Genomic DNA, 22,002 nt, shown 5'->3' on the forward strand with positions numbered 1-22,002 from the left:
GTTCCTGTCCCCATGCATGGAATACGTGGCGGGCGCGCGGCAAGGAGACGCGCCCGCTCGACGGTCCTGACCGTCCTCACCGCCCTGACCCTCCTCACGACGGCCGCGACGAGCCAGGCGGCCGAGCCGCGCGCGACGGCGAAGGCCCCGTCCGCCGCCAAGTCCACGGCGTCCGGCGCGAGGACCACCGGGTCCAGCAGGTTCGCGGCGGGCTCCGGTGAGGACTGCACCCCCACCGCGCCGGGCTCCAAGGAGCGCCGCGCTGGTGCCGTCGAGTCCTGTGTGACGGTCGCCCCCGCACCGGTGCGGGCGAAGACCCGCACCGGTGTCGCCGCGCCCGCCACCACCCTGGCCGCCGCCGGCAGTTGCGACCTCACCAGCCCCGGCACCTACAGCTACGAGCGCTTCTCGTACTGCGTGACCGGCATCAACGTCACCTACATCCTGCGCGACAGCAACGCTCGGGAGATCGGGCGCGGCACCCTGGCGGTGTCCACCAGCGCCGGCCTCTCCCCGACCGCGACGACCTGGAACGAGCAGGTCACGGTCACCATGACCAGCGCCCAAGGCGACGTCGCCGCGCTGAACGCCAAGTTCCGCGCCTCCTGCGACGCCGGCTGCACGGCCACCAAGACCGCGCCCTGGTACGGCGGCGGCCTCACCCTCGGCCAGACCCTGACCGGTACCGTCACGTACTCCTCGCCCCAGACGGCGGGCTCCTCCGCCTCCTTCTACACGGCGTACGCGATGTACGTGACGTCCCCGGGCGCGACGGCGACCGACCCGAACGCGTCGTGGAAGAACGCGCGTCAGATCAGGTGCGACGACGCGGTCGGCGGCACTTCGGTGGCGGGCTGTGCCGTCCCCTCCGTCATGGCCGTCGTGCCGATGAAGGCGACGAGCGCGGACGCGGGCGGCGCCGTGGCCGCCTACGGCTGGGCCCAGAAGAACCTCGACGGGGCCTGGGGGACGAAGGGCAGGCCGCTGACCCGCTCGACGAGCGGCGTGGCCGGCCGCACCGCCGCCACCTGCACCGGCTTCACGGCCCAGACCGATCTCGTCGACGCCGACAGTTGCGGCGACTTCCCGTTCGGCGAGGCGAAGGAGGGTGGCGCCGCCGGCAGCCAGTGCGTCCAGGTGATCCCCAACCTCGGCAACGGCGAATGGGACACCTACATCCTGAACGACGGTCATGCCCTGGACCGTTCCTCACCCTGTGTGCAGGCCCACGTCACGCCCACCGAGAAGCAGTTCGCCGACACACAGCTCGCCGGCGGCTTCGCGGACCAGCGGGTGATCGACGCCGACCAGTTCGAGCTGACGGTCTCGACGCCGGACACGGGACCGCAGGCCAGCTGCCTGAACGACCAGCCGCCGGCCGGCGCGCTTCCCAACGGTGACGGCTGGTTCAAGAACACCACCGAGCCGGTTGCGCTGGTCAACCAGACCGACCCGACGAGCGGGCCCGGACAGCGGCCGACCCAGGCGCAGGCCTGCCTGGGGCGGAACACCGGCAGAGGGACCGGAACCAGCGACCCCGTCACCGGCATGAAGGACGCCGAGGCGTTCAAGAAGGCGAACAACGTCACCTACCAGCTGGCCAGGTGCCATCTCATCGCGAACATCCTCGGCGGACAGGGCACGAGTGCGCTCACTCGCTACAACCTCGTCCCCTGCTGGCAGTCGGGGATGAACACGGGCACGCCCAGCATGCGGACGTTCGAGACCAAGGCGCAGGACCTGATCAAGGGCCCCATCGCCGCTTTCGGAGCGAACGACGCGCTCTTCTACCAGGTGACGCCCGTCTACAAGGACACGAACAGCACCATCCCGACGGGTGTCACGATGAACGCGACGATCCAACGGGCGGACGGGACGACCGAGGAACTGTTCCCCAACGTCTACGTCACCAACACCTACCAGAACACCGGATCACTCAACCTGGGTAACTGACCCGCCCAGTTCGCGCCAACGGGAGCCTGCATGAGTTTCACCACCCCACCGCGGCCGTTCGACGTCACCGCGCTCTTCCCTCAACTGGCCCCGCTGGCGCGCATCGCGACCCGGCTGCACCCGCGGCCGGCGTCGCCGACCGTGCACGACAGCTCGGTCGGCGGGCCGCTGCTGTGGCCCGCCGGCGAGCCCTGGCCGCACTGCGACGAGCCGCACGACCGGAACGCGGCGCCGGTGGTCCACTCCCCGGACGACGTCCGGCTCCTGCGCCGCGACCTCGCGGCAGCGACCGAGCGGCTGCGTCTCGACCCCGAGGCCCCCGAGGTCACTCCCGAGGAGCGGGAGAACTGGGAGCGGATCAAGGGGGGCCGCCCGTGGTCCGACGGCCCGGTCCCTCTTCTCCCCGTCGCCCAGCTCTACGCCCGCGACGTCCCCTTCCCGCGCCCCGCCGACGCTGACCTCCTCCAGGTCCTGTGGTGCCCCTTCGACCACGCGGAACACCCCCATCCCCGGACCGCGCTCTTCTGGCGCTCCGCCGCCACCGTCACCGACGTCCTCGACGCGCCGCCCGAGCCGCCGGTCATCCAGTCCGCGCACTATCTCCCGGAGCCGTGCCTGCTCTCACCGGAGCAGGTCACCGAATACCCCCACCCCAGGGAGCTGGGCAAGGAGATCCGGGACCAGCTGGACGACTCCAGCCGCTGGGAGACGATCGATCCCGCGCGGTACGACGCGTACGCGTACGACCCGGGCGAGCTCTACCTCGGCAGCCTCTCCACCGCCCCCGGCTGGAAGACAGGAGGCTGGTCCCGCTGGGACCCCACCGACCCCGTCGACCGCCCCTGTCCCGAGTGCGGTACCGAGGAGGTCCCGCTCCTCACCATCGCCTCCTCGGAATGGGACGGCATCAGCAAGTCCTGGATCGCCGAGGAGGAACCGGCGAACCCGGGCCCGCCTCCTCTGGGCGCCCGGGACGGCGACTTCACCCGGATCGACATCGTCGGCGGCTACAACCTCCAGCTCCACGCCTGTCCTGCCGACCCGTCCCATCCCCACATCGAGCTGGTCCAGTGACCGGCACGAGCCCGTAGCGGACCTTCCGGGCGGGAGCCCGGCGGCCGCGGCGGGAAGGGCCGGGGCGACCGCCACGAGAACGTACTGGAACGTTGCGTCTATCCCTTGTCAGGTGCGAGCGGGGCCGGGTCTTCTCCGGCCGGGCCGCGGACGACGGGTCCGGCGGAGGCGTCGAAGGCATGGGTCACCTCGGGGACGGTGCCTTCCACGAGCAGCTTCCGCGCCTCGTCCTCGAAGCGGCGGTCGTTCGCCGTGAGCCGGCTGTGGTGCTGGGCCAGGTGCTCCGACCAGGAGGCGACCAGGTAGTTCTCGATGAACCGGCCGGGGTCGTCGCCGTCCTGGAAGAGACCCCAGGTCACCGCTCCGGTGCGGCGCCGGGAACGGGCCACCTGCCGCATCCGGCCGGTGAAGGCGGCCCAGTCCTCGGGGGCGATCCGGTAGGTGACGGAGACGAGGACCGGGCCGTCCCGCGGCCCTGGTTCGAACACCAGGGGCGGAACGGGCCAGTGCGCGGAGGGACTTGGATCGAGTCCCTCCGTGGCGTGCAACGGCCACCTGCGCACGCTCAGGGCGCTGCCCACCAGGAGCCCGGCGCCGACCAGCAGGGCGGCGCCCAGTCCCGCCGTGTCGGCCAGCGCCCCCCACAGGGGTGCGGTCAGTGCCTGCCCGCCCTGGAAGACCACGAGGTAGACGGCGAGTCCCCGGCCCCTGACCCAGCCGGGCAGTCTCTGCTGGACAGCGGCGTTGAGGGTGGACAGCACCCCGATCCAGGCCAGGCCCGCGGGCAGCAGGGCAGCCGCCGCGAGCCAGGGGGTGCGGGTCGTGGCCAGCACCACCAGCGTCGCGGCGAAGACCGCCGCCCCTGCCGCGAGGGTGCCGTTGGCGCCCGTCCTGCGGCGGATCGCGGGCAGCGCGAAGGCGCCGCCCACCGCTCCGGCACCGACGACACCGAGCAGGAGCCCGTAGCCGCCGGGGCCCAGTCCCAGGGTGCGGCTCGCCACGAGCGGAAGAAGCGACCACAGGGCGGCTCCGCCCGGGATGAACAAGACCGTGCGCAGCAGGACCCGGCGGACGCCGGGGGCGTGCCAGACGTAGCGGCGGCCGGCCCGCACGGCTGCCAGGAGTCCTTCGCCCTGGAGCAGGGGCTGCCGTGCGGCGGACCCTCGCCACAGCAGCAGGACCGACACGATGCCCAGGTAGGACAGGGCGTTGAAGGCGAACACCCATCCCGCGCCGGCCGCCGCGACCACCGCGCCGCCGAGGGCCGGGCCCACGGCGCGGGCCAGGTTCATGTTCACGGCTCCCAGCGCAGCCGCCTGCCCCAGCTGTTCGCGCTCGACCAGTTCCGGCTGGATGGCCTGCCAGGCCGGGCCCATCAGCGCGGTGCCGCAGCCCAGCAGGAAGGTGAGGCCGAGCAGAACGCCCGGGGCGAGGACGCCCTCGAACGCGAGCGCCGTCAGCACGGTGGAGACGGCGAGCAGGGCGAACTGGGCGGCCAGGAGCACCCTGCGCCGGTCGTAGCGGTCGGCCAGCACACCGGACGGCAGCGCGAGCAGGACGACGGGGAGACTGGAGGCCGTCTGCACGAGCGTGACCAGGGCGGCGCTGTGCCCGACGAGCAGCCACTGGGCGCCGACCGTCTGCATCCAGGTGCCCGTGTTGGAGACCAGTTGCGCGATCCACAGCGCGCGGAAGACACGCGCCGCGAGCGGCGCCCAGGCCGAATCGTCCGCGATCCTCATGCGGTGGGCCCCGTCCAGGCGGGGGCGCGGACCGACAGGCGGCGGGCGGCTGACGAGGCGGCGGTGAGCAGGAGCAGGACGGGCCCCAGGACGGGGAGGGGCTCGGCGTGCCCCAGGAGCAGGGCTCCCGCGAGGGCTCCGAGCGACATGACGAGGACGGAGGGAACGCGCCGGCCGGGACCGGGAGCCGGGCCGCCGGCCGGGGAGGAGTCGCGGACGACGAGGTCCGCCGCGTCGTCGGTGGCGCGGGGAATCAGCCCGCCGACCGGCATTGTGGACACCTTTCGACAACCTCCTGCGGGACGAACTGCGTGGGATCTGCCGGGAGGCCGCGCGCTCGGACCGGACGGGATGTCCGCGAGGTGCACGGAGGCCGTGCCGCGGCGGCCGCTTCGCCGGTCACGCTATGCCGGTCGGCCCTGCCCGGGTTTCTGGTGAGCGCACTGCGGTTTGCCTGGCAGCGCACTCGGCCTCCCCTGCGTCCTTTCCGGGGGTGACTGTTCGAGCGGACGGGGCTTCGCCCCGCGACCGCCCGCGGTGCTCACGCCGGTTCCGTCCCGGAGCCAGAGTCCGCCCCGCCCGCCCGCGCCGTACAGCGAAGACGTACTGGTGCCCCTCGCACCGCCACGCGTCCCCCGCCGGGCCGCTGCCCGGGTTGAACGCGGGGCCCGCCGATAGAATGTGACCGGGCCGGCCGCCGGCTCACGCGACGGGAAAGGTGCCGTCATGACCGGACGCATCAGCTACCGGAGGATCTACGAGGACGCGTCGCCGCGGGACGGCAAGCGGGTGCTCGTCGACCGGCTGTGGCCCCGTGGCGTGAGCAAGCAGGACGCGCGGCTCGACGAGTGGCTGCGGGACGTCGCCCCCTCCACCGATCTGCGCCGCTGGTACCACCACGACCCCGACCGCTTCGCCGAGTTCCGCCGCCGTTACCTCGCGGAGCTGGACGACCCCGACCACCACCCCGCCGTCGAACGCCTGCACGACCTGATGGCCCATGACGACGTCACCCTGCTCACCGCGACCAAGGACGTGGACCGCAGTGAGGCCGCGGTGCTCGCCGCCTGGCTGAACGGTGCGGACCGCCACGGCTCGTGACCGGGAGCCGTACGGCGGGTCCTGGTCCGTCGTGAAGGCGAGCCCGCGAAGTCCGCCCGGAGGGCGCCCGCGCCCCGGAAGCCCATGACCACGCGTCACCGTGCGCACCGAGCCTGGAGGCATGCTTCGTGGCCGAGTCACAGTCCGTGATCGCCCCGCCCGCCCGTTCCGCGCTGTTCCTCGTCTGCACCGTCGCCCCCGGCGGGGAGGCCGCCGTCCGCGACCTGCTCCCGGACGTGGCCGGGCTGAAGCGGTCGGTGGGCTTCCGGGCACCGGACGACGCCCTCACCTGCGTCGTCGGCATCGGCTCCACCGCCTGGGACCGCCTCTTCGACGGGCCGCGCCCGCGCGACCTGCACCCGTTCGTGCCGCTGGCCGGCGCCCGTCACCACGCCCCCTCCACCCCGGGCGACCTGCTGTTCCACCTGCGGGCCCGGCGCATGGACCTCTGTTTCGAACTGGCCCAGCTGATCGGCGAACGCCTGCGCGGCGCCGCCACCGTGGTGGACGAGGTGCACGGCTTCAAGTCCTTCGACGAGCGCGACCTGCTCGGCTTCGTCGACGGCAGCGAGAACCCGGAGGGCCGGCCGGCCGCCGACGCCGTCCTCGTCGGCGAGGAGGACCCCGGTTTCGCCGGCGGCAGCTACGTCATCGTCCAGAAGTACCTGCACGACCTCACGGCCTGGAAGGCGCTGCCCACCGAGGAGCAGGAGAGGGTCATCGGCCGCTCGAAGGCTGACAACGTCGAGATGCCCGACGACGTCAAACCCGCCGACTCCCATGTCGCCCTCACCACGATCACCGACGAGGACGGCACCGAACACAAGATCGTCCGGGACAACATGCCCTTCGGCCGGGTCGGGGCGGGCGAGTTCGGCACCTACTTCATCGGGTACGCGCGCACGCCCGCGGTGACCGAGCAGATGCTGCGGAACATGTTCCTCGGCGACCGGCCCGGCGTGCACGACCGGATCCTCGACTTCTCCACCGCGGTCACCGGCTGCCTCTTCCACGTGCCCACCGCCGGCTTCCTCGGCGACCCGCCGCCCGCGCCCACGGCCGCCGCCTCCGTCCCGGAGGGCTCCTCGCGCATCGGCGGTCTCGAAGGAGGCTGATCAGACGTCCACACCTCCCGTGACGAGCAGCCTCCACAGCGAACCCGTCCCGGTCACGTCCCAGGCGTGGGCCCGGACCGAGGCGGAATTCCGGGTCGCGCTCCGTCGCAGCGGCTTTCGCGGGGCCTTTGCCGCATCCGCGCGGACTCTCCGCTTCCGGAGGCGGACCGACCGGCATGATGATCATGAAGGTGCCGTGGTCACACGGTCCGTACCCGTCCGTTCACGGCGAGAGAGTGCGAATTGAGTACTTCGCACGACGCACAGGCCGGCGCCCGTCCCCGGGCCGGGAAGAGCGACGCGGGGCAGCGGCGGGGCGGCCTGCCGCCGCTGGTCGTGGTGCTGCTGCTGGCGCTGGTCGGGCTGCTGGCCGTGCTCTGGCTTCCGCTGGGGGTGCTGGCGCGGGTGGCGGCGCTGGTGCTGCTGTGGATCTCGCCGCGCTGGTCGGTGCGGGACAAGTCGCTCGCCACGCTCGTCGCGGTCGTGCTGACCGCCGCGCTGGACGTGTTCCTGTACTTCGTCGACCCGGCCGGGGTGACGCCCCAGCGCCTCGCCGCCGCGGTCGAGATCGTCCTGCCCGCGTCGGCCGCGGGGTGGCTGTGGCGCACCAGGCGCTGACACGGACACCCGGGGGGGCCGGGCCGGGCCGGCCGCGGCGGGCCCGGCGGAGGAGGCGGACGTCAGGGCTGCCGGACTCGCGTGCCGGGGGCGGGGCGGCTGCGCGCGGCGGGCGCCCGGTCGCGCGCCACGGCGCCGGGCCGGCGTCCGTCACTTCGTTCCCGGGGCACCCGCCGACGCCGACTGAGAGTACGCGGGCCGGGGTACCCGGTGGCCCGTCCTGCCGGCCTCGGGGCGAAGGGATTTGTGGTCATGGCTGACGACACGAGCGGCTCCGTCCGTGAGGAGGCGCGGCCCGCGGACCCCCAGGCACGGGCCTACGCGGACCCGGCCCCGGTGGGCCTCGCCGGCTTCGCGCTCACCACGCTGCTGCTGTCCATCATCAACACCGGCCTCCTCAAGGAGAGCGGCGCGATCCTCCCGGTGCTCGCCGTCGCGGCGTTCTACGGCGGCATCGCGCAGTTCGTCGCGGGACTGTTCGAGTTCCGGCGCGGCAACACCTTCGGCGCGACGGCGTTCATGTCCTACGGCGCCTTCTGGCTGACCTACTGGTGGCTCGTGCAGCACCTCGGCGTCGCCGGGGACGTGCACAACGCCCTCGGGCTCTACCTGCTCGGCTGGGGCATCTTCACCGCCTACATGGCGGTGGCCGCGCTGCGGGTCAGCCTCGCCGTGCTGGCGGTGCTTGTGCTGCTCACGCTCACCTACGTCTTCCTGGCCGTCGGGGCGTTCCAGGGCGGGGCGCCGCCGCGCGTGATGACGCAGGTCGGCGGCTGGCTCGGCATCGTGACCGGGCTCACCGCCTGGTACGCCTCGGCGGCGGCCGTCATCAACGCCACGCACCGGCGGACGCTGCTGCCGACCGGCCCTCGCTGAGAAACGGCCCCCGGCCGGGCGTACGGCGGTGCCGCCACCTGGACCGGGGCGCCCGGGTCCCGGTTGCGGCGCCGTGGCGTCCGGGTCCCGGTGCACGAGGGTCGTGGCCCGGTACGGGGCCCGTCCGGGACGCACCACGGCCCCTGCCCGGTCGCGGGGCCGGGCCAGGGCGCACGACGGTCCTGATCCCGGTACGCGGAGGCCCGAGCCGGTGCACCGTGCCGGGGCACCGCGCGGTACCCCGGCACGGTGCACCGGTCCGGCCGGGCGCACCGCGCTTACGCCACCGCCTCCGCGCCGTCGGTGACGGGCCCCGCCGCGACCGGGCTGTCCGCGGCCGGCGGTGCGCCGGCCGGCTGCTGCTCCCCCTCCGTGGACGGGTTCCCCTCCGTGGAACGGTCCCCTTCCTGCGGCTCTCCCCCGGGCCGCTCCCCCGGCCGCTGTCCGCCCTGGTGGCGCTGCTGGGCGAACTGCGTGCGGTACAGCTGCGCGTAGCGGCCGTCCGCCGCCAGGAGTTCGTCGTGCGTGCCGCGTTCGACGACCGTGCCCGCCTCCACGACGAGGATGAGGTCGGCCGCGCGCACCGTGGACAGCCGGTGGGCGATCACCACCGCGGTGCGGTCCGCCAGGGCCTCGGCCAGAGCCTCCTGGACCGCCGCCTCCGAGGTGTTGTCGAGGTGCGCGGTGGCCTCGTCGAGGATGACGACCCGCTGGCGGGCCAGCAGCAGCCGGGCGATCGTCATCCGCTGGCGCTCGCCGCCGGACAGCCGGTAGCCGCGTTCGCCGACGACGGTGTCCAGGCCGTCCGGCAGCGAGCGGACGAGGTCGTCGAGGCGGGAGCGGCGCAGGGCGTCCCACAGTTCTTCCTCGGTGGCATCGGGGCGGGCCAGCAGCAGGTTGGCGCGCACCGAGTCGTGGAAGAGGTGGCCGTCCTGGGTGACCATGCCGAGGGTGGCGCGCAGGGTGGCGGCGCTCAGGTCGCGCACGTCGACGCCGCCGATGCGCACGGCGCCCTCGTCGACGTCGTACAGGCGCGGCAGCAGCTGGGCGATGGTCGACTTGCCGGCGCCGGAGGATCCCACCAGGGCGACGGTCTGTCCGGGTTCGGCGCGGAAGGAGACGCCGTGCAGGACCTCGGCGCCGCCCCGGGTGTCCAGGCTCGCGACCTCCTCCAGGGAGGCCAGGGAGACCTTGTCGGCGGACGGATAGCCGAAGCGGACGCCGTCGAACTCCACCGCGACCGGGCCCTCGGGCACCTCGCGGGCGTCCGGCTTCTCCTCGATGAGCGGCTGGAGGTCGAGGACTTCGAAGACCCGCTCGAAACTGACGAGGGCGCTCATCACCTCCACGCGCGCCCCGGCGAGCGCGGTGAGCGGCGCGTACAGGCGGGTCAGCAGCAGGGCGAGGGAGACGACGGCGCCCGGCTCCAGGGTGCCGCGCAGGGCGAACCAGCCGCCGAGCCCGTAGACCAGGGCCAGGGCGAGGGAGGAGACGAGGGTCAGGGCGGTGATGAAGGCGGACTGGGCCGTCGCCGTGCGGATGCCGATGTCGCGGACCCGGCGGGCGCGGGCGGCGAACTCCGCCGATTCCTCCTCGGGGCGGCCGAAGAGCTTGACGAGGGTGGCGCCGGGGGCCGAGAACCGCTCGGTCATCCGGGTGCCCATCGCCGCGTTGAGGGTGGCCGCCTCGCGCTGCATGCGGGCCATGCGGCTGCCCATCCGGCGGGCCGGGATCACGAACACCGGCAGCAGGACGAGGGCGAGCAGGGTGATCTGCCAGGACAGGGTGAGCATCACGGCGAGCGTGAGCAGCAGCGTGACCACGTTGCTCACCACTCCGGACAGGGTGTTGCTGAAGGCGCGCTGGGCGCCGATGACGTCGTTGTTGAGGCGGGAGACGAGCGCGCCGGTGCGGGTGCGGGTGAAGAAGGCGACGGGCATGCGCTGCACGTGGTCGAAGACCGCGGTGCGCAGGTCGAGGATGAGTCCTTCGCCGAGGGTCGCGGACAGGCGTCTGCCGAGGATGCCGAGCGCCGCCTCGGCCATCGCGATGGCCGCGATCAGCAGGGCGAGGTGGACGACGGTGGCCCGGTCGCCGCGCGAGACGATCGCGTCGACGACTCGTCCGGCGAGGACCGGGGTGGCCACGGCGAGCAGGGCGGTCACCACTCCGAGGGCGACGAAGCGGGCGATGCGGCGGCGGTGCGGGCGGGCGAAGGCACCGATGCGGCGCAGCGTCTCGCGGGCGAAGGGGCGGCGCTCCTGCTGGGCGTTCATCACGCTGTGCAGCTGCGTCCAGGCGGTGGTCTCCATACTCATGGAGGAGAACCTAGGACCTCAAGCAACGTTGAGGTCAACACCGGGCCGCGGGGGGTGAGGGCGCACGGGCGCGCCCGGGGCGCCGGCCGGATGGCTCCCGGGCTCCGGTGGCGTGCGCCCCGGGCGCCGGTCATGTACGAACTACCCTTGCGCATGGGGCAGGATGAGCGGTCGCGCATCCGAAAATCGAGCAGGTGATCACGTGACGCAGCATCGCCCACGGCCGTGGACGGCCACCCATCGTGCAGACGCTCTGCGCGGAGGCGGCCGGTGAACCGCGCCGTGACCCTGGACGATCTGGTCCTCGCCGGGATCTCGGTGGCGGCGGGGGTGGCGGTGGCCTTCCTGTCGCGCACGCTGCTGCTCTGGCTGGCCCGGCACGCCAAGCGGACCCGCTGGAGCGGTGACGACGTCATCGTGGACGCGCTGCGCACGGTGGTGCCGTGGGCGGCCATCGCGGGCGGCGCGGCGGGCGCGGCGGCGGTCCTGCCGCTGACCCGGGCCGCCCGGCACCATGTGCACCAGGCGCTGACCGTCTTCCTGATCCTGGTGGTCACGCTCTCCGCGGCGCGGGTGATCGCCGGGCTGGTGCGGACGGTCACGCAGTCACGCTCCGGGGTGGCCGGGTCGGCCACGATCTTCGTCAACATCACCCGGATACTGGTCCTGGCGATCGGTTTCCTGGTGATGCTCCAGACCCTGGGCATCTCCATCGCCCCGCTGCTCACCGCCCTGGGCGTGGGCGGTCTGGCGGTCGCGCTGGCCCTGCAGGACACCCTCGCCAACCTGTTCGCCGGGGTCCACATACTCGCCTCCAAGACGGTGCAGCCGGGCGACTACATCCGGCTGAGCACCGGCGAGGAGGGCTACGTGGAGGACATCAACTGGCGTCAGACGACGGTCCGCCAGCTCTCCAACAACCTGGTCGTCATCCCCAACGGGCAGCTCGCCAAGACGAACATGACCAACTTCACCCGGCCCGAGCAGCGGCTGACGATCCTGGTGCAAGCGGGCGTGGGCTACGACAGCGACCTGGAGCACGTCGAACGGGTGACGCTGGAGGTGGTCGCCGAGGTGATGCACGAGATCACCGGGGCGCTGCCGGAGCACGAGCCCGCCCTGCGCTTCCACACCTTCGGGGACTCGCGGATCGGCTTCACCGTGATCCTCGGCGTCGGCGAGTTCAGCGACCAGTACCGGATCAAGCACGAGTTCATCAAGCGGCTGCACCGGCGCTACCGCCGGGAGGGCATCAGCATCCCGGCCCCGACCCGGACGGTGGCGCTCCAGCAGAGCCCGGTGGTCATACCGCAGCCGCGCGGCGCGGGGGACGGCGCGGTCTCGGCGTAGGAGCCGGGTCCGGGCGGGTGCCCGCGCGCGGGACCGGACCGGGACGGGGCGCCCGCACGGGACCGGGTCCGGGCGGGTGCCCGCACGGGACCGGATCCGGGCGGGTCCCGGCACGGCCGCGTCCTCGTGCGGACGACGGCCGGGTAGGCGCCGCACCGGCCGGGCGCCCGCACGGAACCGGATCCGGACGGGGTGCCCGTACGGCCGGGGTCGCGGGCGGGCGCCGCACCGGCGGGGTCCCGCCGGTCACCGCACGCACGGGGTGCCCGCACGGACACGGTCCGGGCGGGTGCCGCGCGGGCGGATCCGGCCCGTCGGCCGTGTGGTGGCCGGATCCGGCGCGGACCCCTGTCGAGCCGAGGCCGATCACGAGATATCTTGATGTCGAGCAATGTTGCAGACGTGGAGCGGAGCACCCGGTGACTGACTCGAGCATCATCTACACACACACTGACGAGGCCCCGGCCCTGGCGACGTATTCCTTCCTGCCGGTGGTCCGGGCGTACGCCTCGCAGGCGGGTGTGGCTGTGGAGACCCGTGACATCTCGCTGGCCGGGCGCATCATCGCGGTGTTCCCTGAGTACCTGAACGAGGACCAGCGGATCCCCGACGCGCTGTCCGAGCTGGGCGAGCTGGCCAAGACGCCCGAGGCCAACATCATCAAGCTGCCGAACATCTCGGCGTCGATCCCGCAGCTCAAGGCCGCCGTCGCCGAGCTGCAGGGCCAGGGCTACGCGCTGCCGGACTACCCGGACGACCCGAAGACCGACGAGGAGCGCGAGATCCGCGCCCGCTACGACAAGGTCAAGGGCTCCGCGGTCAACCCGGTCCTGCGCGAGGGCAACTCCGACCGCCGCGCCCCGGCCTCGGTGAAGAACTACGCCAAGACCCACCCGCACCGCATGGGTGCCTGGACCGCCGAGTCCAAGACGAACGTGGCGACCATGGGCGTCGACGACTTCCGCTCCACCGAGAAGTCCGTCGTCGTCGCCGAGGACGGCGCGCTGCGCATCGAGCTGAAGGGCGACGACGGCTCCACCACGGTGCTGCGCGAGTCCGTGCCCGTGCAGAAGGGCGAGGTCGTCGACGCCTCGGTCATGCGGGTCGCCGCACTGCGCGAGTTCCTCACCGCGCAGGTCGCCCGGGCCAAGGCGGAGGGCGTGCTGTTCTCCGTGCACCTGAAGGCCACGATGATGAAGGTCTCCGACCCGATCATCTTCGGTCACGTGGTGCGCGCCTTCTTCCCGAAGACGTTCGCGAAGTACGGCGAGACGTTCGCCGCGGCCGGCCTGACCCCGAACGACGGTCTGGGCGGCATCTTCAAGGGCCTGGAGAACCTGCCCGAGGGCGCCGAGATCAAGGCGTCCTTCGACGCCGAGCTGGCCGAGGGCCCGGAGCTGGCCATGGTCGACTCCGACAAGGGCATCACCAACCTGCACGTGCCCTCCGACGTGATCGTGGACGCCTCCATGCCGGCCATGATCCGCACCTCGGGCCACATGTGGGGCCCCGACGGCCAGGAGCACGACACCCTCGCCGTCCTGCCGGACTCCTCCTACGCGGGCGTCTACCAGGCCGTCCTCGACGACTGCCGCGCCAACGGCGCCTACGACCCGTCCACCATGGGTTCCGTCCCGAACGTCGGTCTGATGGCGCAGAAGGCCGAGGAGTACGGCAGCCACGACAAGACGTTCGAGATCCCGGTCACCGGCACGGTCCGTCTCGTCGACCAGGCCGGCGAGGTCGTGATCGAGCAGGCCGTCTCGGCCGGTGACATCTTCCGCGCCTGCCAGACCAAGGACGCCCCGATCAGGGACTGGGTGAAGCTGGCCGTCACCCGCGCTCGCGCCACCGGCGACCCGGCCGTCTTCTGGCTGGACGCGACCCGCGCGCACGACGCCAACCTGATCGCCAAGGTCGAGCAGTACCTGCCGGAGCACGACACCGAGGGCCTGGAGATCAAGATCCTCTCCCCGGTGGAGGCGACCAAGCTGTCGGTGGAGCGCATCCGCCGCGGCGAGAACACCATCTCCGTCACCGGCAACGTGCTGCGCGACTACCTGACCGACCTGTTCCCGATCCTGGAGCTGGGCACCAGCGCCAAGATGCTGTCGGTGGTCCCGCTGATGGCGGGCGGCGGCCTCTTCGAGACCGGCGCCGGCGGTTCCGCGCCCAAGCACGTGCAGCAGCTGGTCAAGGAGAACTACCTGCGCTGGGACTCCCTCGGCGAGTTCTTCGCGCTGGTGCCGTCCTTCGAGCAGTACGCCGAGGCCACGGGCAACACCCGGGCCAAGGTCCTCGCCGACACCCTCGACCGCGCCACGGCGACCTTCCTCAACGAGGACAAGTCCCCGACCCGTCGCGTCGGCGGCATCGACAACCGCGGCAGCCACTTCTACCTCTCCCTGTACTGGGCGCAGGAGCTGGCCCGGCAGACCGACGATGCCGACCTCGCCAAGGCGTTCGCGCCGCTGGCCGAGGCCCTCGCGGCGAACGAGCAGAAGATCGTCGACGAGCTGATCGCCGCCCAGGGCAAGCCGGTGGACATCGGCGGCTACTACCAGCCCGACCCGGCCAAGGCCGCCGAGGTGATGCGTCCGTCGGCCACCTGGAACGAGACGCTGGCGACCCTGGGCTGACCCGGGTGACACCTCCGACCTGACGGTCCGCCCGCTCCGCCCCGGCCCGCACCACGCGGTCCGGGGCGGAGCCGTCCGCGGCACCCGTACGGAGCGCGCCGGGACGGCCGGTGCGGTGCCGTCACCGCACCGGGAGCGACGCGGTCACCGCCAGCGCCGACGGACGTGCCGCGCGCCGGGACCGGGGCACGGGAGCGATACGGTCGCCCGGAGCGACGCGGTCACCGAACCGGCCGCGGCGCCGTCGGCGCAGGCGGCGCGCGCCGTCACCGGACCCGGCGCCCGGCGTCACCGGTCCCTCGCACGGCCCAACGCCGGAGCACTCCCACGCGACAAGCGCTCCCGTCGCGGTGAGGGTGGATGCATGACGCAGGAGATCACGACGCCCTCACCCGACCGGGTGGCTCCGCGGCCCGCCGCCCGGGTCGTGCCGATCACCGCGGAACCGCCGGCCCCCTCGCCGCCCCCGGTGCGGGAGTGGCCCGCACTGGACCTGGACGGCCCGGAGTTCGACCCGATACTCGCCGCGCTGATGCGCGAGGGACCGATCACCCGAATACGGCTGCCCCACGGTGAGGGCTGGGCGTGGCTGGCCACCCGCTACGACGACGTCAAGCTGATCACGAACGACCCGCGTTTCAGCCGTGCCGAGGTCACCGGCCGCCAGGTGACGCGGCTGGCCCCGCACTTCAAGCCGCGGCCCGGTTCGCTCGCCTGGGCCGACCAGCCCGACCACAACCGCCTGCGCAGGCCCGTCGCCGGCGCCTTCACCGTCGGCGCGATGAAGCGGCTGCGGCCCCGCGCGCAGGAACTCCTGGACGCGCTCCTGGAGCCGGTGCTGCGCGCCGGCCCGCCCGCGGACCTGGTGGAGCGGATCCTGGAACCCTTCCCGATCGCGGTGGTCGCGGAGGTGATGGGGGTGCCGCCCGCCGAACGGGAGCAGGTGCACACCTGGACCCGGCAGATCATCTCCATGTGCGGGGGCGCCGAGGCCGCCGACCGCGCCAAGGAGGGCATGTACGGGTGGATCGCGCGGACGATCCGGGCGCGCCGGGACAGCGGCGGCCAGGACGTGCTGTCGCTGCTGGGCGCGGCCGTGGGCCGGGGCGACATCAGCGAGGACGAGGCGGTGGGCCTGGCCGGGCCGCTGCAGATCGGCGGCGAGGCCGTCACCCACAACTGCGGGCAGATGCTGTACCTGCTGCTGACCCGGCCGGAGCTGATGGCGCGGATGCGGCAGCGGCCCGCCGAGCGCGGCCCGGTCCTGGACGAGCTGCTGCGCCACATCCCGCACCGCAGCACCGTGGGCCTGGCCCGGATCGCCCTGGAGGACGTCGAGCTGCGCGGCGTGCGCATCGCCGCGGGTGATCCCGTCTACGTCTCCTACCTGGCCGCCAACCGTGACCCGGCGGTCTTCCCCGACCCGGACACCATCGACCCCGACCGGGACCCCAACCCGCACCTGGCCTTCGGCAACGGCCCGCACTACTGCACCGGCGCGGTCCTCGCCCGGCTGCAGACCGAACTGCTCGTGGACACCCTGCTCGACCGGCTGCCGGGGCTGCGGCTCGCGGTGCCGCCCGGCGACGTCGCCTGGCGCCGCAGGACGATGATCCGCGGCCCGCAGAGCCTGCCGGTCACCTGGTGAGGACCGCCCCGGGCGCCCCCGCGCGGCTCACGCCCGCAGCCACTCGGTGACCACCACGTCCGAGCCCGTGCGCAGTCGCAGGGCGAACGGGCCGGCGGGCGGCGCCTGGGAGGCGAAGCGGCCCAGGTCGTCGGCGGTGAGCCGGGCGCCGGGCCGGGGGCCGTGCAGCACCTCGATCCGGGCCGGCTGCGGCGGCATCACCTGCCCCAGCAGGCCGTCCCCGCTGACCTCCACGTCGACGGTCAGGTCACCCGCCTGGAAGGTCAGCATCCGCGGCACCTCCCCGGAGCCCCTGACCGGAAGGGCGTCGAGCAGCGAGTCGAAGGTCAGCTCGGCGATCCGGGCGTCGAGGTCGTGCAGCGCGTAGGCCTCCAGGGCGACTTGGCGCAGCTCGTCGGGGACCGGGTCGAGGACGGCGGCGGCCTGCCGCAGTTCCTCCTCCAGCAGGCCCTGTGCCGCCTCCGTGACGTCACCGCCCTCGCAGTCGTGGTCGTGGTTGCCGGTCTGGTCGTTCACGAGGTCCCCCGTGCGTCGTCGAGTCGTGCGCGCAGGCGCCGCAGGCAGCGCTGGCGCAGAGGTCCGATGCTGCCCACGGCGACGCCGAGCGCGGCCGAGACCTCCTGGTAGCTGGGCGGCGGCGAGGCCATCAGGACCCGCAGCAACTGGCGGCAGCGGTCGCCGAGTCTCTCGAACTCCTGCCACAGCCGCCGGATCCGCTCGCTCTGCGCCGCGGCCTCCTCGGCGTCGAGCAGCGACTGCTCGGGCGCCCCGACCTCGCTGACCCCGTCGAGCAGGTGCGGGTCGTCGGTCACCGTCAGCCGGCTCAGGCTCCGCAGCGTCCTGAGACATTCGTTGCGGGCGGTGCTCGCCAGCCACGAGCCCGCCTTGTCGGGTTCCCTGATCCGGCCGAGGTGCTGGGCGAAGCGGAACCAGACGGTCTGGTACACCTCGTGCCCGTCGGCGTCGGAGAGCCGGTGGGCGCGCACCACCGACCACACCAGCGGGCTCAGCCCCTCCACCAGTGCTTTCCAGGCCGCCGCGTCACCGTCGACCGCGGACTGGACGAGCACGCCGACATCTGCACGGTCCACCGTTCCACCCCTCGTGTACGGCCTGTCATCGTACGCCGTGGAGGGGAGCGTTCCGGTTCTCATGCCGGCGGAGCCGGCCGTCGGACGGGGACCGGCCGCCAGGTGGGCGGGCGCAGCGCCGGTACGTGCGCCCCGCGCACCTCCGCGTACTCCCGGTTGGCGGCGAGGAGCCGGCGGCGGGCGGCTCTCGGGTCGCGTTCCCCGTGGGCCGTCATGTGGGCGGCGACCATGGCGGCGGCCACGGGGGCGGCGAAGGAGGTTCCGCTCCAGTGCGCGTACCCGTCGAACATCACCTGGTCCGGCTTGGCCGGGGTCCTGTCGCCGTCCTCGCTCAACAGGCCGGCGTGCCGGGGCCACTGGCAGGTGCAGGCGTAGCGGAAGCCGAACCGGCAGGCGTCGTAGGTGGAGTGCCGGTAGACGTACGGCACGGGCGTCTCGAAGCCGGTGAGTGCGCTGGTGAGGCGCTCGCCGGGGGCGTACGCCTTCACCCAGTGGCCGTGGTTGCTGAAGCAGGCGCCGTGTTCGCCGTCGCCGCGCAGCGCGCCGACCGACAGCACCGAGTCCTCGTAGCCGGGCCGGTCGGCGTAGGCCGCGGGCCAGAACGGCGTGGCGCTGGAGTTGTTGCCGGCGGCGGCGACCAGGAGGGTTCCCCGCGCGCGCAGTTCCCGCATGAAGGCGTCCACGCCGAGCAGGCCGTCGGTGCGGCCGTTGGAGGTGCCGGCGGAGAGGCTGATGATGTCGGGCCAGCCACCGGCGTCGACGGCCTCGAACAGCCGGTGCCCGAAGTCGGACTCCAGGACGGCGCCCGCGTCGTTGAGGCTGCCGCGGACGGTGATGTCGGTGTTGGGGGCGACCGCGGCGACCAGTCCGGCGATGAACGTGCCGTGCCCGACGTACTGCTCCAGGACGCCGTTCTCGTCGGTCTCCCGGACCTGGCGGTCGCCGCGCACGCGGGCGAGCAGCGGAACGGCGCCGTGGTCGTGCATGAGTCCGGTGTCGACGACGAGGACGTCCACGGCGGTGTCCGGGTCGTAGGGGGTGCTGTCGGGGGCGGGGTTGGTGCCCGCGGTGCGCGGTGCGGGCACCGGCTCGTCGCCGGGGCAGGCGTTGACCGCGATGGACACCACGTGGTTGCGGCTGACCAGCCGCCGTCCGGCGCGTCCCTCGTGCTCGCGCAGGGCGCGCAGCGCGTGCGCGACGGCGAGGTCGCCGCCGCGGCCGCCCTCCCCGGCGTCGCCCACCTGGATCCGCGTGACGCCGGTGCGGTTGGCCTGGGGGCCCGCCCGGCGCACCCGGTCGGCGGTCAGTTCCGGCGCCGCCTCGAAGTGGGTGCGCACCGTGTCCTCGACCAGCTGGGCCTCCTCGCCGTCGCGCGCGAGGACCACGCCCTTCTCGTAGAGGAACTCGGCGGAGTCGTCCGGGCCCATCGCCAGCGGGACGTGCGGCATCGAGCGCTGGATCTGCGCGAACTGCTCGTGGAAACGCTGTGGTGCCATGGCGCGCGTGTCCTCCCGTCGGGACGGTGGTCGTCAGTCAGAGCCGCGGGGGCCCCGGTTGATACAGCGGGCGGGGTGCCGGAGCCCTGGGACGCGGTTCCGGGGCCGCACGAGGACCACTACCATCCGGTAGGTGACAGCGGGAAGCGAATCGGTGCTCGACCTGCTGCCGATGGTGTTCGCCGACCCCGGCGAGGCGCTGGCGCGGGCCCGTGCGCTGCTCGACTCCCGTCCCTCGCCGCTGCACGCGTCGGTGGCGCACCAGGTGATCGGTATCTGGCAGCGGGACTTCGGCGACCTGCGGCTGGCCCTGCGGCACCTGCGGCGGGCCCGGGACCTGGCGGCGCGGGCGGAGTCGGCCGAGCGGGAGGCCGACGTGCTGGCCACGCTCGGGGTGGCGCTGGTGCACGCGGGGCGCACCCGGCAGGGGCTCGCGGCGTTCGAGCGCGGGGTGGCGCGCGGGACCGGGCACACCCGGGCGCGGGTCAGGTACCGGCGGGCGTACGTGTGGTGGGTGCTGGGGCGGCACCGGGAGGCGCTGGAGGACGTGCGCCGCGCGGTGGGGGTGCTGCGCCAGGCCGACGACGTGATCTGGACGGCGCGGGCGCTGACGCTGCGGGCCACCGTGCACCTGGCGCTCGGCGCGGTGGAGCGGGCGGACGCCGACTTCACCGCGGCCGAGGCGCTGTGGGACACCACAGGGCAGGAACACGACAAGGCGGACGCCGTGGAGAGCCGCGGTCTGGCGGCGTTCCGGCGCGGTGACGTGCCGGCGGCCCTGCGGCTGCTCGACGAGGCCGAGGAGCGGTACGCCAAGCTGGGCACGCCGACGTTCATGCTGAACATCCGGCGCTGCGAGGTGCTGATGGCGGCCGGTCTGGCGCCGGAGGCGCTGGCCGAGGCGGACGCGGCGATCGCCGAACTCGACCGGCTGGGCGGGCAGTCGACCCGTAAGGCGGAGCTGCTGCTGGCGGCGGCGCGCGCGGCGCGGCTGGCCGACGACCCGCACACGGCGATCGCCCGGGCGGCGGAGGCGGTCCGGTTGTTCGGCGGGCAGCGGCGCGCCTGGTGGGCGGCGCACGCCCGGCTGGTGCTCCTGGAGGCGCGGGCCGCCACCGGAGGCCGCTCCGGGCGGCTGGTCGCGGACGCGGCGGCGGTGGCCGGGCAGCTGGCGGCGTTCGGTTCGCCGGCCGCCCCCGAGGCGGCGCTGCTGGCGGGCCGGATCGCGCTCGCCCTGGGCCGCCCCGCGGAGGCCGAGCGGCATCTGGCGGTAGCCGCGCGCAGCCGGCGCGGCGGGCCGCCACTGGCCCGGATGACGGGCTGGGCCGCGCAGGCGCTGCGGGCGCGGGCGGCCGGTTCGGGCCGGGGTGTGCTGGAGGCGTGCCGGCGCGGTCTCGACGTGCTCGACGACCACCGGATGACGCTGGGCGCCTCCGAGCTGCGGGCCCGGGCGACCGCGCAGGGCGCCGAACTGGCCGCGCTGGCCCAGCAGGCGGCGCTGGCCTCCGGCAGCCCGCGGCGGCTGCTGGTGTGGAGCGAACGCTGGCGGGCCACCGTGCTGTCCGCGCCGCCCACCCGGCCGCCCGCCGATCCGGCGCTGCTCAGCGGTCTGACCGCGTTCCGCGAGATCGCGGCCCGTGCGCAGGAGGCCCGGCAGGACGGTCATCCGGTGCCCGCCCTGGAGCGCGAGCAGCGGCGCCTGGAGCGCGAGATCCGTTCGCGCACCCTGCACCTGCGCGGCGAGGCGCCCGGCGGCGGCGACCGCTTCGCGCCCGCCCGGCTGCTGGAGCGGCTCGGGGACGGGTGCCTGGTCGAACTGGCCGTGCTGGACGGGCGGGTGCACGTGCTGCTGTGCGGGCAGGGGCGGGTACGGCGGTTCGAGGCGGGGCGGCTCGCGGACGCGGTGACGGAGGCCGAGCACGTGCAGGCGGGACTGCGGCGGCTGGCGCATCCCGGCGCGGCGGCCCGGCTGCCGCTGGTGGAGGCGGCGGGCCGCCGCCTGGAGGAGCTGCTGCTCGGTCCGGCCGCCGGGCAGCTGGGTTCCGGTCCGGTCGTGGTGGTGCCGCCGGGTTCGCTGCACCGGGTGCCGTGGGCGCTGCTGCCGGCGCTGCGCGAGCGGGTGCTGAGCGTGTCCCCGTCGGCGGGCAGCTGGCTGCGGGCGCGCGAGACCGCGCCGCCGCCGGTCGGCCGCCCGGTCCTGGTGCGCGGCCCGGGGCTCGCGACCGGCGGTGCGGAGGTGGCGGAGCTGGCCGGCCGGTACGGGACGGCGACCGTGCTGGAGGAGGGCGCGGCGCACGTCTCGCGGGTGCTGCGGGAGCTGGACGGTGCCGCGCTCGCGCACATCGCCGCGCACGGCACCTTCCGCGCGGACAGCCCGCTGTTCTCGTCGCTGACGATGGCGGACGGTCCGCTCATCGTGCACGACTTCGAGCGCCTGGACCGCAGCCCTTACCGGATCATCCTGTCCTGCTGCGACACGGCCCGGTTCGCCTCCGTCGGCGCGGACGAGCTGCTCGGTCTGGTGACCGCGCTGCTGCCGCTGGGCACGGCCGGGGTGGTGGCGTGCAGCGCGCCCGTCAACGACGAGGCGGTGGTGCCGCTGATGCTCGCGCTGCACAAGGGCATCGGTGCCGGGCTCTCCCTGGCCGAGGCGCTGCGCGACGCCCGGGCCGCCGTGCCCGGCGACGCGACGCACCAGGCGACCGGGTGGGCGTTCTGCGCGTTCGGCGCCGCCTGAGCGGGACCGCCGGCAGGACGGACGGAGCACGGGCGGGACGGCGGTGAGCAACCGCAGGCGCGGCCGGGCGTGGCGAGGTGACCGAGGACCAGGGGTTGCGGAGGAGGAGAACCCCGCTCGTACCGCTCCCCCGCCCCCCCCCGAGCGGAGGCCGGAAGCCGGGTCCGGGCGGTGCGCGGCCAGGGGCCGCGCGGGGCCGGAGGTCGTCAGTCCCGGCGGCGGGCGCCTCCCGGCGGTGCACAGC

At 74.1% G+C, this 22,002-nt stretch carries 16 protein-coding genes; 10 read left to right on the plus strand and 6 right to left on the minus strand.

The genetic code is table 11. From position 1 onward, the window contains the following. The first annotated feature begins 12 nt into the window (after positions 1 to 12). Positions 13 to 1,953: a DNA/RNA non-specific endonuclease gene (locus IG64_RS31040; RefSeq protein WP_037862216.1), complete on the plus strand. Its 1,941-nt coding sequence runs from the start codon at positions 13 to 15 to the stop codon at positions 1,951 to 1,953. 30 nt (positions 1,954 to 1,983) lie between these two features. Next, a complete protein-coding gene (locus IG64_RS31045) occupies positions 1,984 to 3,027 on the plus strand; it encodes a hypothetical protein (protein WP_037862218.1) in 1,044 nt (347 codons plus the stop codon). 98 nt (positions 3,028 to 3,125) lie between these two features. Here IG64_RS31045 and IG64_RS31050 read toward each other — a convergent pair whose 3' ends face one another. Then, positions 3,126 to 4,769 carry an MFS transporter gene (locus IG64_RS31050; protein WP_037862219.1) on the minus strand — a complete coding sequence of 548 codons (1,644 nt, stop codon included), beginning with the start codon at positions 4,767 to 4,769 and terminating at the stop codon, positions 3,126 to 3,128. Further along, positions 4,766 to 5,050, minus strand: coding sequence for a hypothetical protein (locus tag IG64_RS42925; RefSeq protein ID WP_267883421.1), 285 nt, complete (start codon positions 5,048 to 5,050; stop codon positions 4,766 to 4,768). The genes IG64_RS31050 and IG64_RS42925 overlap by 4 nt, the downstream gene beginning before the upstream one ends. 445 nt (positions 5,051 to 5,495) lie before the next feature. Between IG64_RS42925 and IG64_RS31060 the strand changes: the two genes are divergently transcribed. From IG64_RS31060 to IG64_RS31075, 4 genes are all read left to right on the plus strand, one after another. Next, positions 5,496 to 5,870, plus strand: coding sequence for a DUF488 domain-containing protein (locus IG64_RS31060; RefSeq protein ID WP_037862224.1), 375 nt, complete (start codon positions 5,496 to 5,498; stop codon positions 5,868 to 5,870). Positions 5,871 to 5,998: 128 nt separating this feature from the next. Then, on the plus strand, positions 5,999 to 6,985 hold the full coding sequence (locus tag IG64_RS31065; RefSeq protein WP_037862226.1) for a Dyp-type peroxidase: 987 nt from the start codon (positions 5,999 to 6,001) through the stop codon (positions 6,983 to 6,985). Between the two features lie 243 nt (positions 6,986 to 7,228). Continuing rightward, positions 7,229 to 7,603 carry a hypothetical protein gene (locus IG64_RS31070; RefSeq protein ID WP_037862227.1) on the plus strand — a complete coding sequence of 125 codons (375 nt, stop codon included), beginning with the start codon at positions 7,229 to 7,231 and terminating at the stop codon, positions 7,601 to 7,603. 252 nt (positions 7,604 to 7,855) lie between these two features. Beyond that, complete coding sequence (locus IG64_RS31075; RefSeq protein ID WP_037862229.1) at positions 7,856 to 8,479, plus strand: acetate uptake transporter; 624 nt, start codon at positions 7,856 to 7,858, stop codon at positions 8,477 to 8,479. Between the two features lie 278 nt (positions 8,480 to 8,757). Here the strand turns inward: IG64_RS31075 and IG64_RS31080 are convergent, their stop codons facing one another. Then, a complete protein-coding gene (locus IG64_RS31080; protein WP_234438667.1) occupies positions 8,758 to 10,797 on the minus strand; it encodes an ABC transporter ATP-binding protein in 2,040 nt (679 codons plus the stop codon). Between the two features lie 270 nt (positions 10,798 to 11,067). On the opposite strand from IG64_RS31080, the gene IG64_RS31085 reads away from it, so the two are divergent. From IG64_RS31085 to IG64_RS31095, 3 genes are all read left to right on the plus strand, one after another. Further along, positions 11,068 to 12,147: a mechanosensitive ion channel family protein gene (locus IG64_RS31085; protein WP_037862230.1), complete on the plus strand. Its 1,080-nt coding sequence runs from the start codon at positions 11,068 to 11,070 to the stop codon at positions 12,145 to 12,147. Between the two features lie 419 nt (positions 12,148 to 12,566). After that, positions 12,567 to 14,786, plus strand: coding sequence for an NADP-dependent isocitrate dehydrogenase (locus tag IG64_RS31090; protein ID WP_037862231.1), 2,220 nt, complete (start codon positions 12,567 to 12,569; stop codon positions 14,784 to 14,786). A 364-nt stretch (positions 14,787 to 15,150) separates the two neighbouring features. Further along, positions 15,151 to 16,434 (plus strand): cytochrome P450, encoded by a 1,284-nt coding sequence (locus IG64_RS31095; RefSeq protein WP_234438668.1) that lies wholly within the window; start codon positions 15,151 to 15,153, stop codon positions 16,432 to 16,434. 27 nt (positions 16,435 to 16,461) lie between these two features. On the opposite strand, the gene IG64_RS31100 is transcribed toward IG64_RS31095, so the two are convergent. The 3 genes from IG64_RS31100 to IG64_RS31110 all read right to left on the minus strand — a co-directional run bounded on the left by IG64_RS31100 (position 16,462) and on the right by IG64_RS31110 (position 19,021). After that, positions 16,462 to 16,881, minus strand: a complete 420-nt coding sequence (locus IG64_RS31100; RefSeq protein ID WP_234438669.1) for a hypothetical protein — start codon at positions 16,879 to 16,881, stop codon at positions 16,462 to 16,464. Between the two features lie 65 nt (positions 16,882 to 16,946). Then, a complete protein-coding gene (locus tag IG64_RS31105; protein WP_078884326.1) occupies positions 16,947 to 17,588 on the minus strand; it encodes an RNA polymerase sigma factor in 642 nt (213 codons plus the stop codon). After that, positions 17,585 to 19,021 carry a S8/S53 family peptidase gene (locus IG64_RS31110; RefSeq protein ID WP_037862235.1) on the minus strand — a complete coding sequence of 479 codons (1,437 nt, stop codon included), beginning with the start codon at positions 19,019 to 19,021 and terminating at the stop codon, positions 17,585 to 17,587. Before IG64_RS31110 ends, IG64_RS31105 begins: the two co-directional genes overlap by 4 nt. A 172-nt stretch (positions 19,022 to 19,193) precedes the next feature. Here IG64_RS31110 and IG64_RS31115 point away from each other — a divergent pair, with 172 nt between their 5' ends. Further along, complete coding sequence (locus tag IG64_RS31115) at positions 19,194 to 21,758, plus strand: CHAT domain-containing protein (RefSeq protein ID WP_199811686.1); 2,565 nt, start codon at positions 19,194 to 19,196, stop codon at positions 21,756 to 21,758. Positions 21,759 to 22,002 lie beyond the last annotated feature (244 nt).

The sequence above is a fragment of the Streptomyces sp. NRRL S-340 genome (genome assembly GCF_000720185.1).
Lineage (GTDB): Bacteria > Actinomycetota > Actinomycetes > Streptomycetales > Streptomycetaceae > Streptomyces.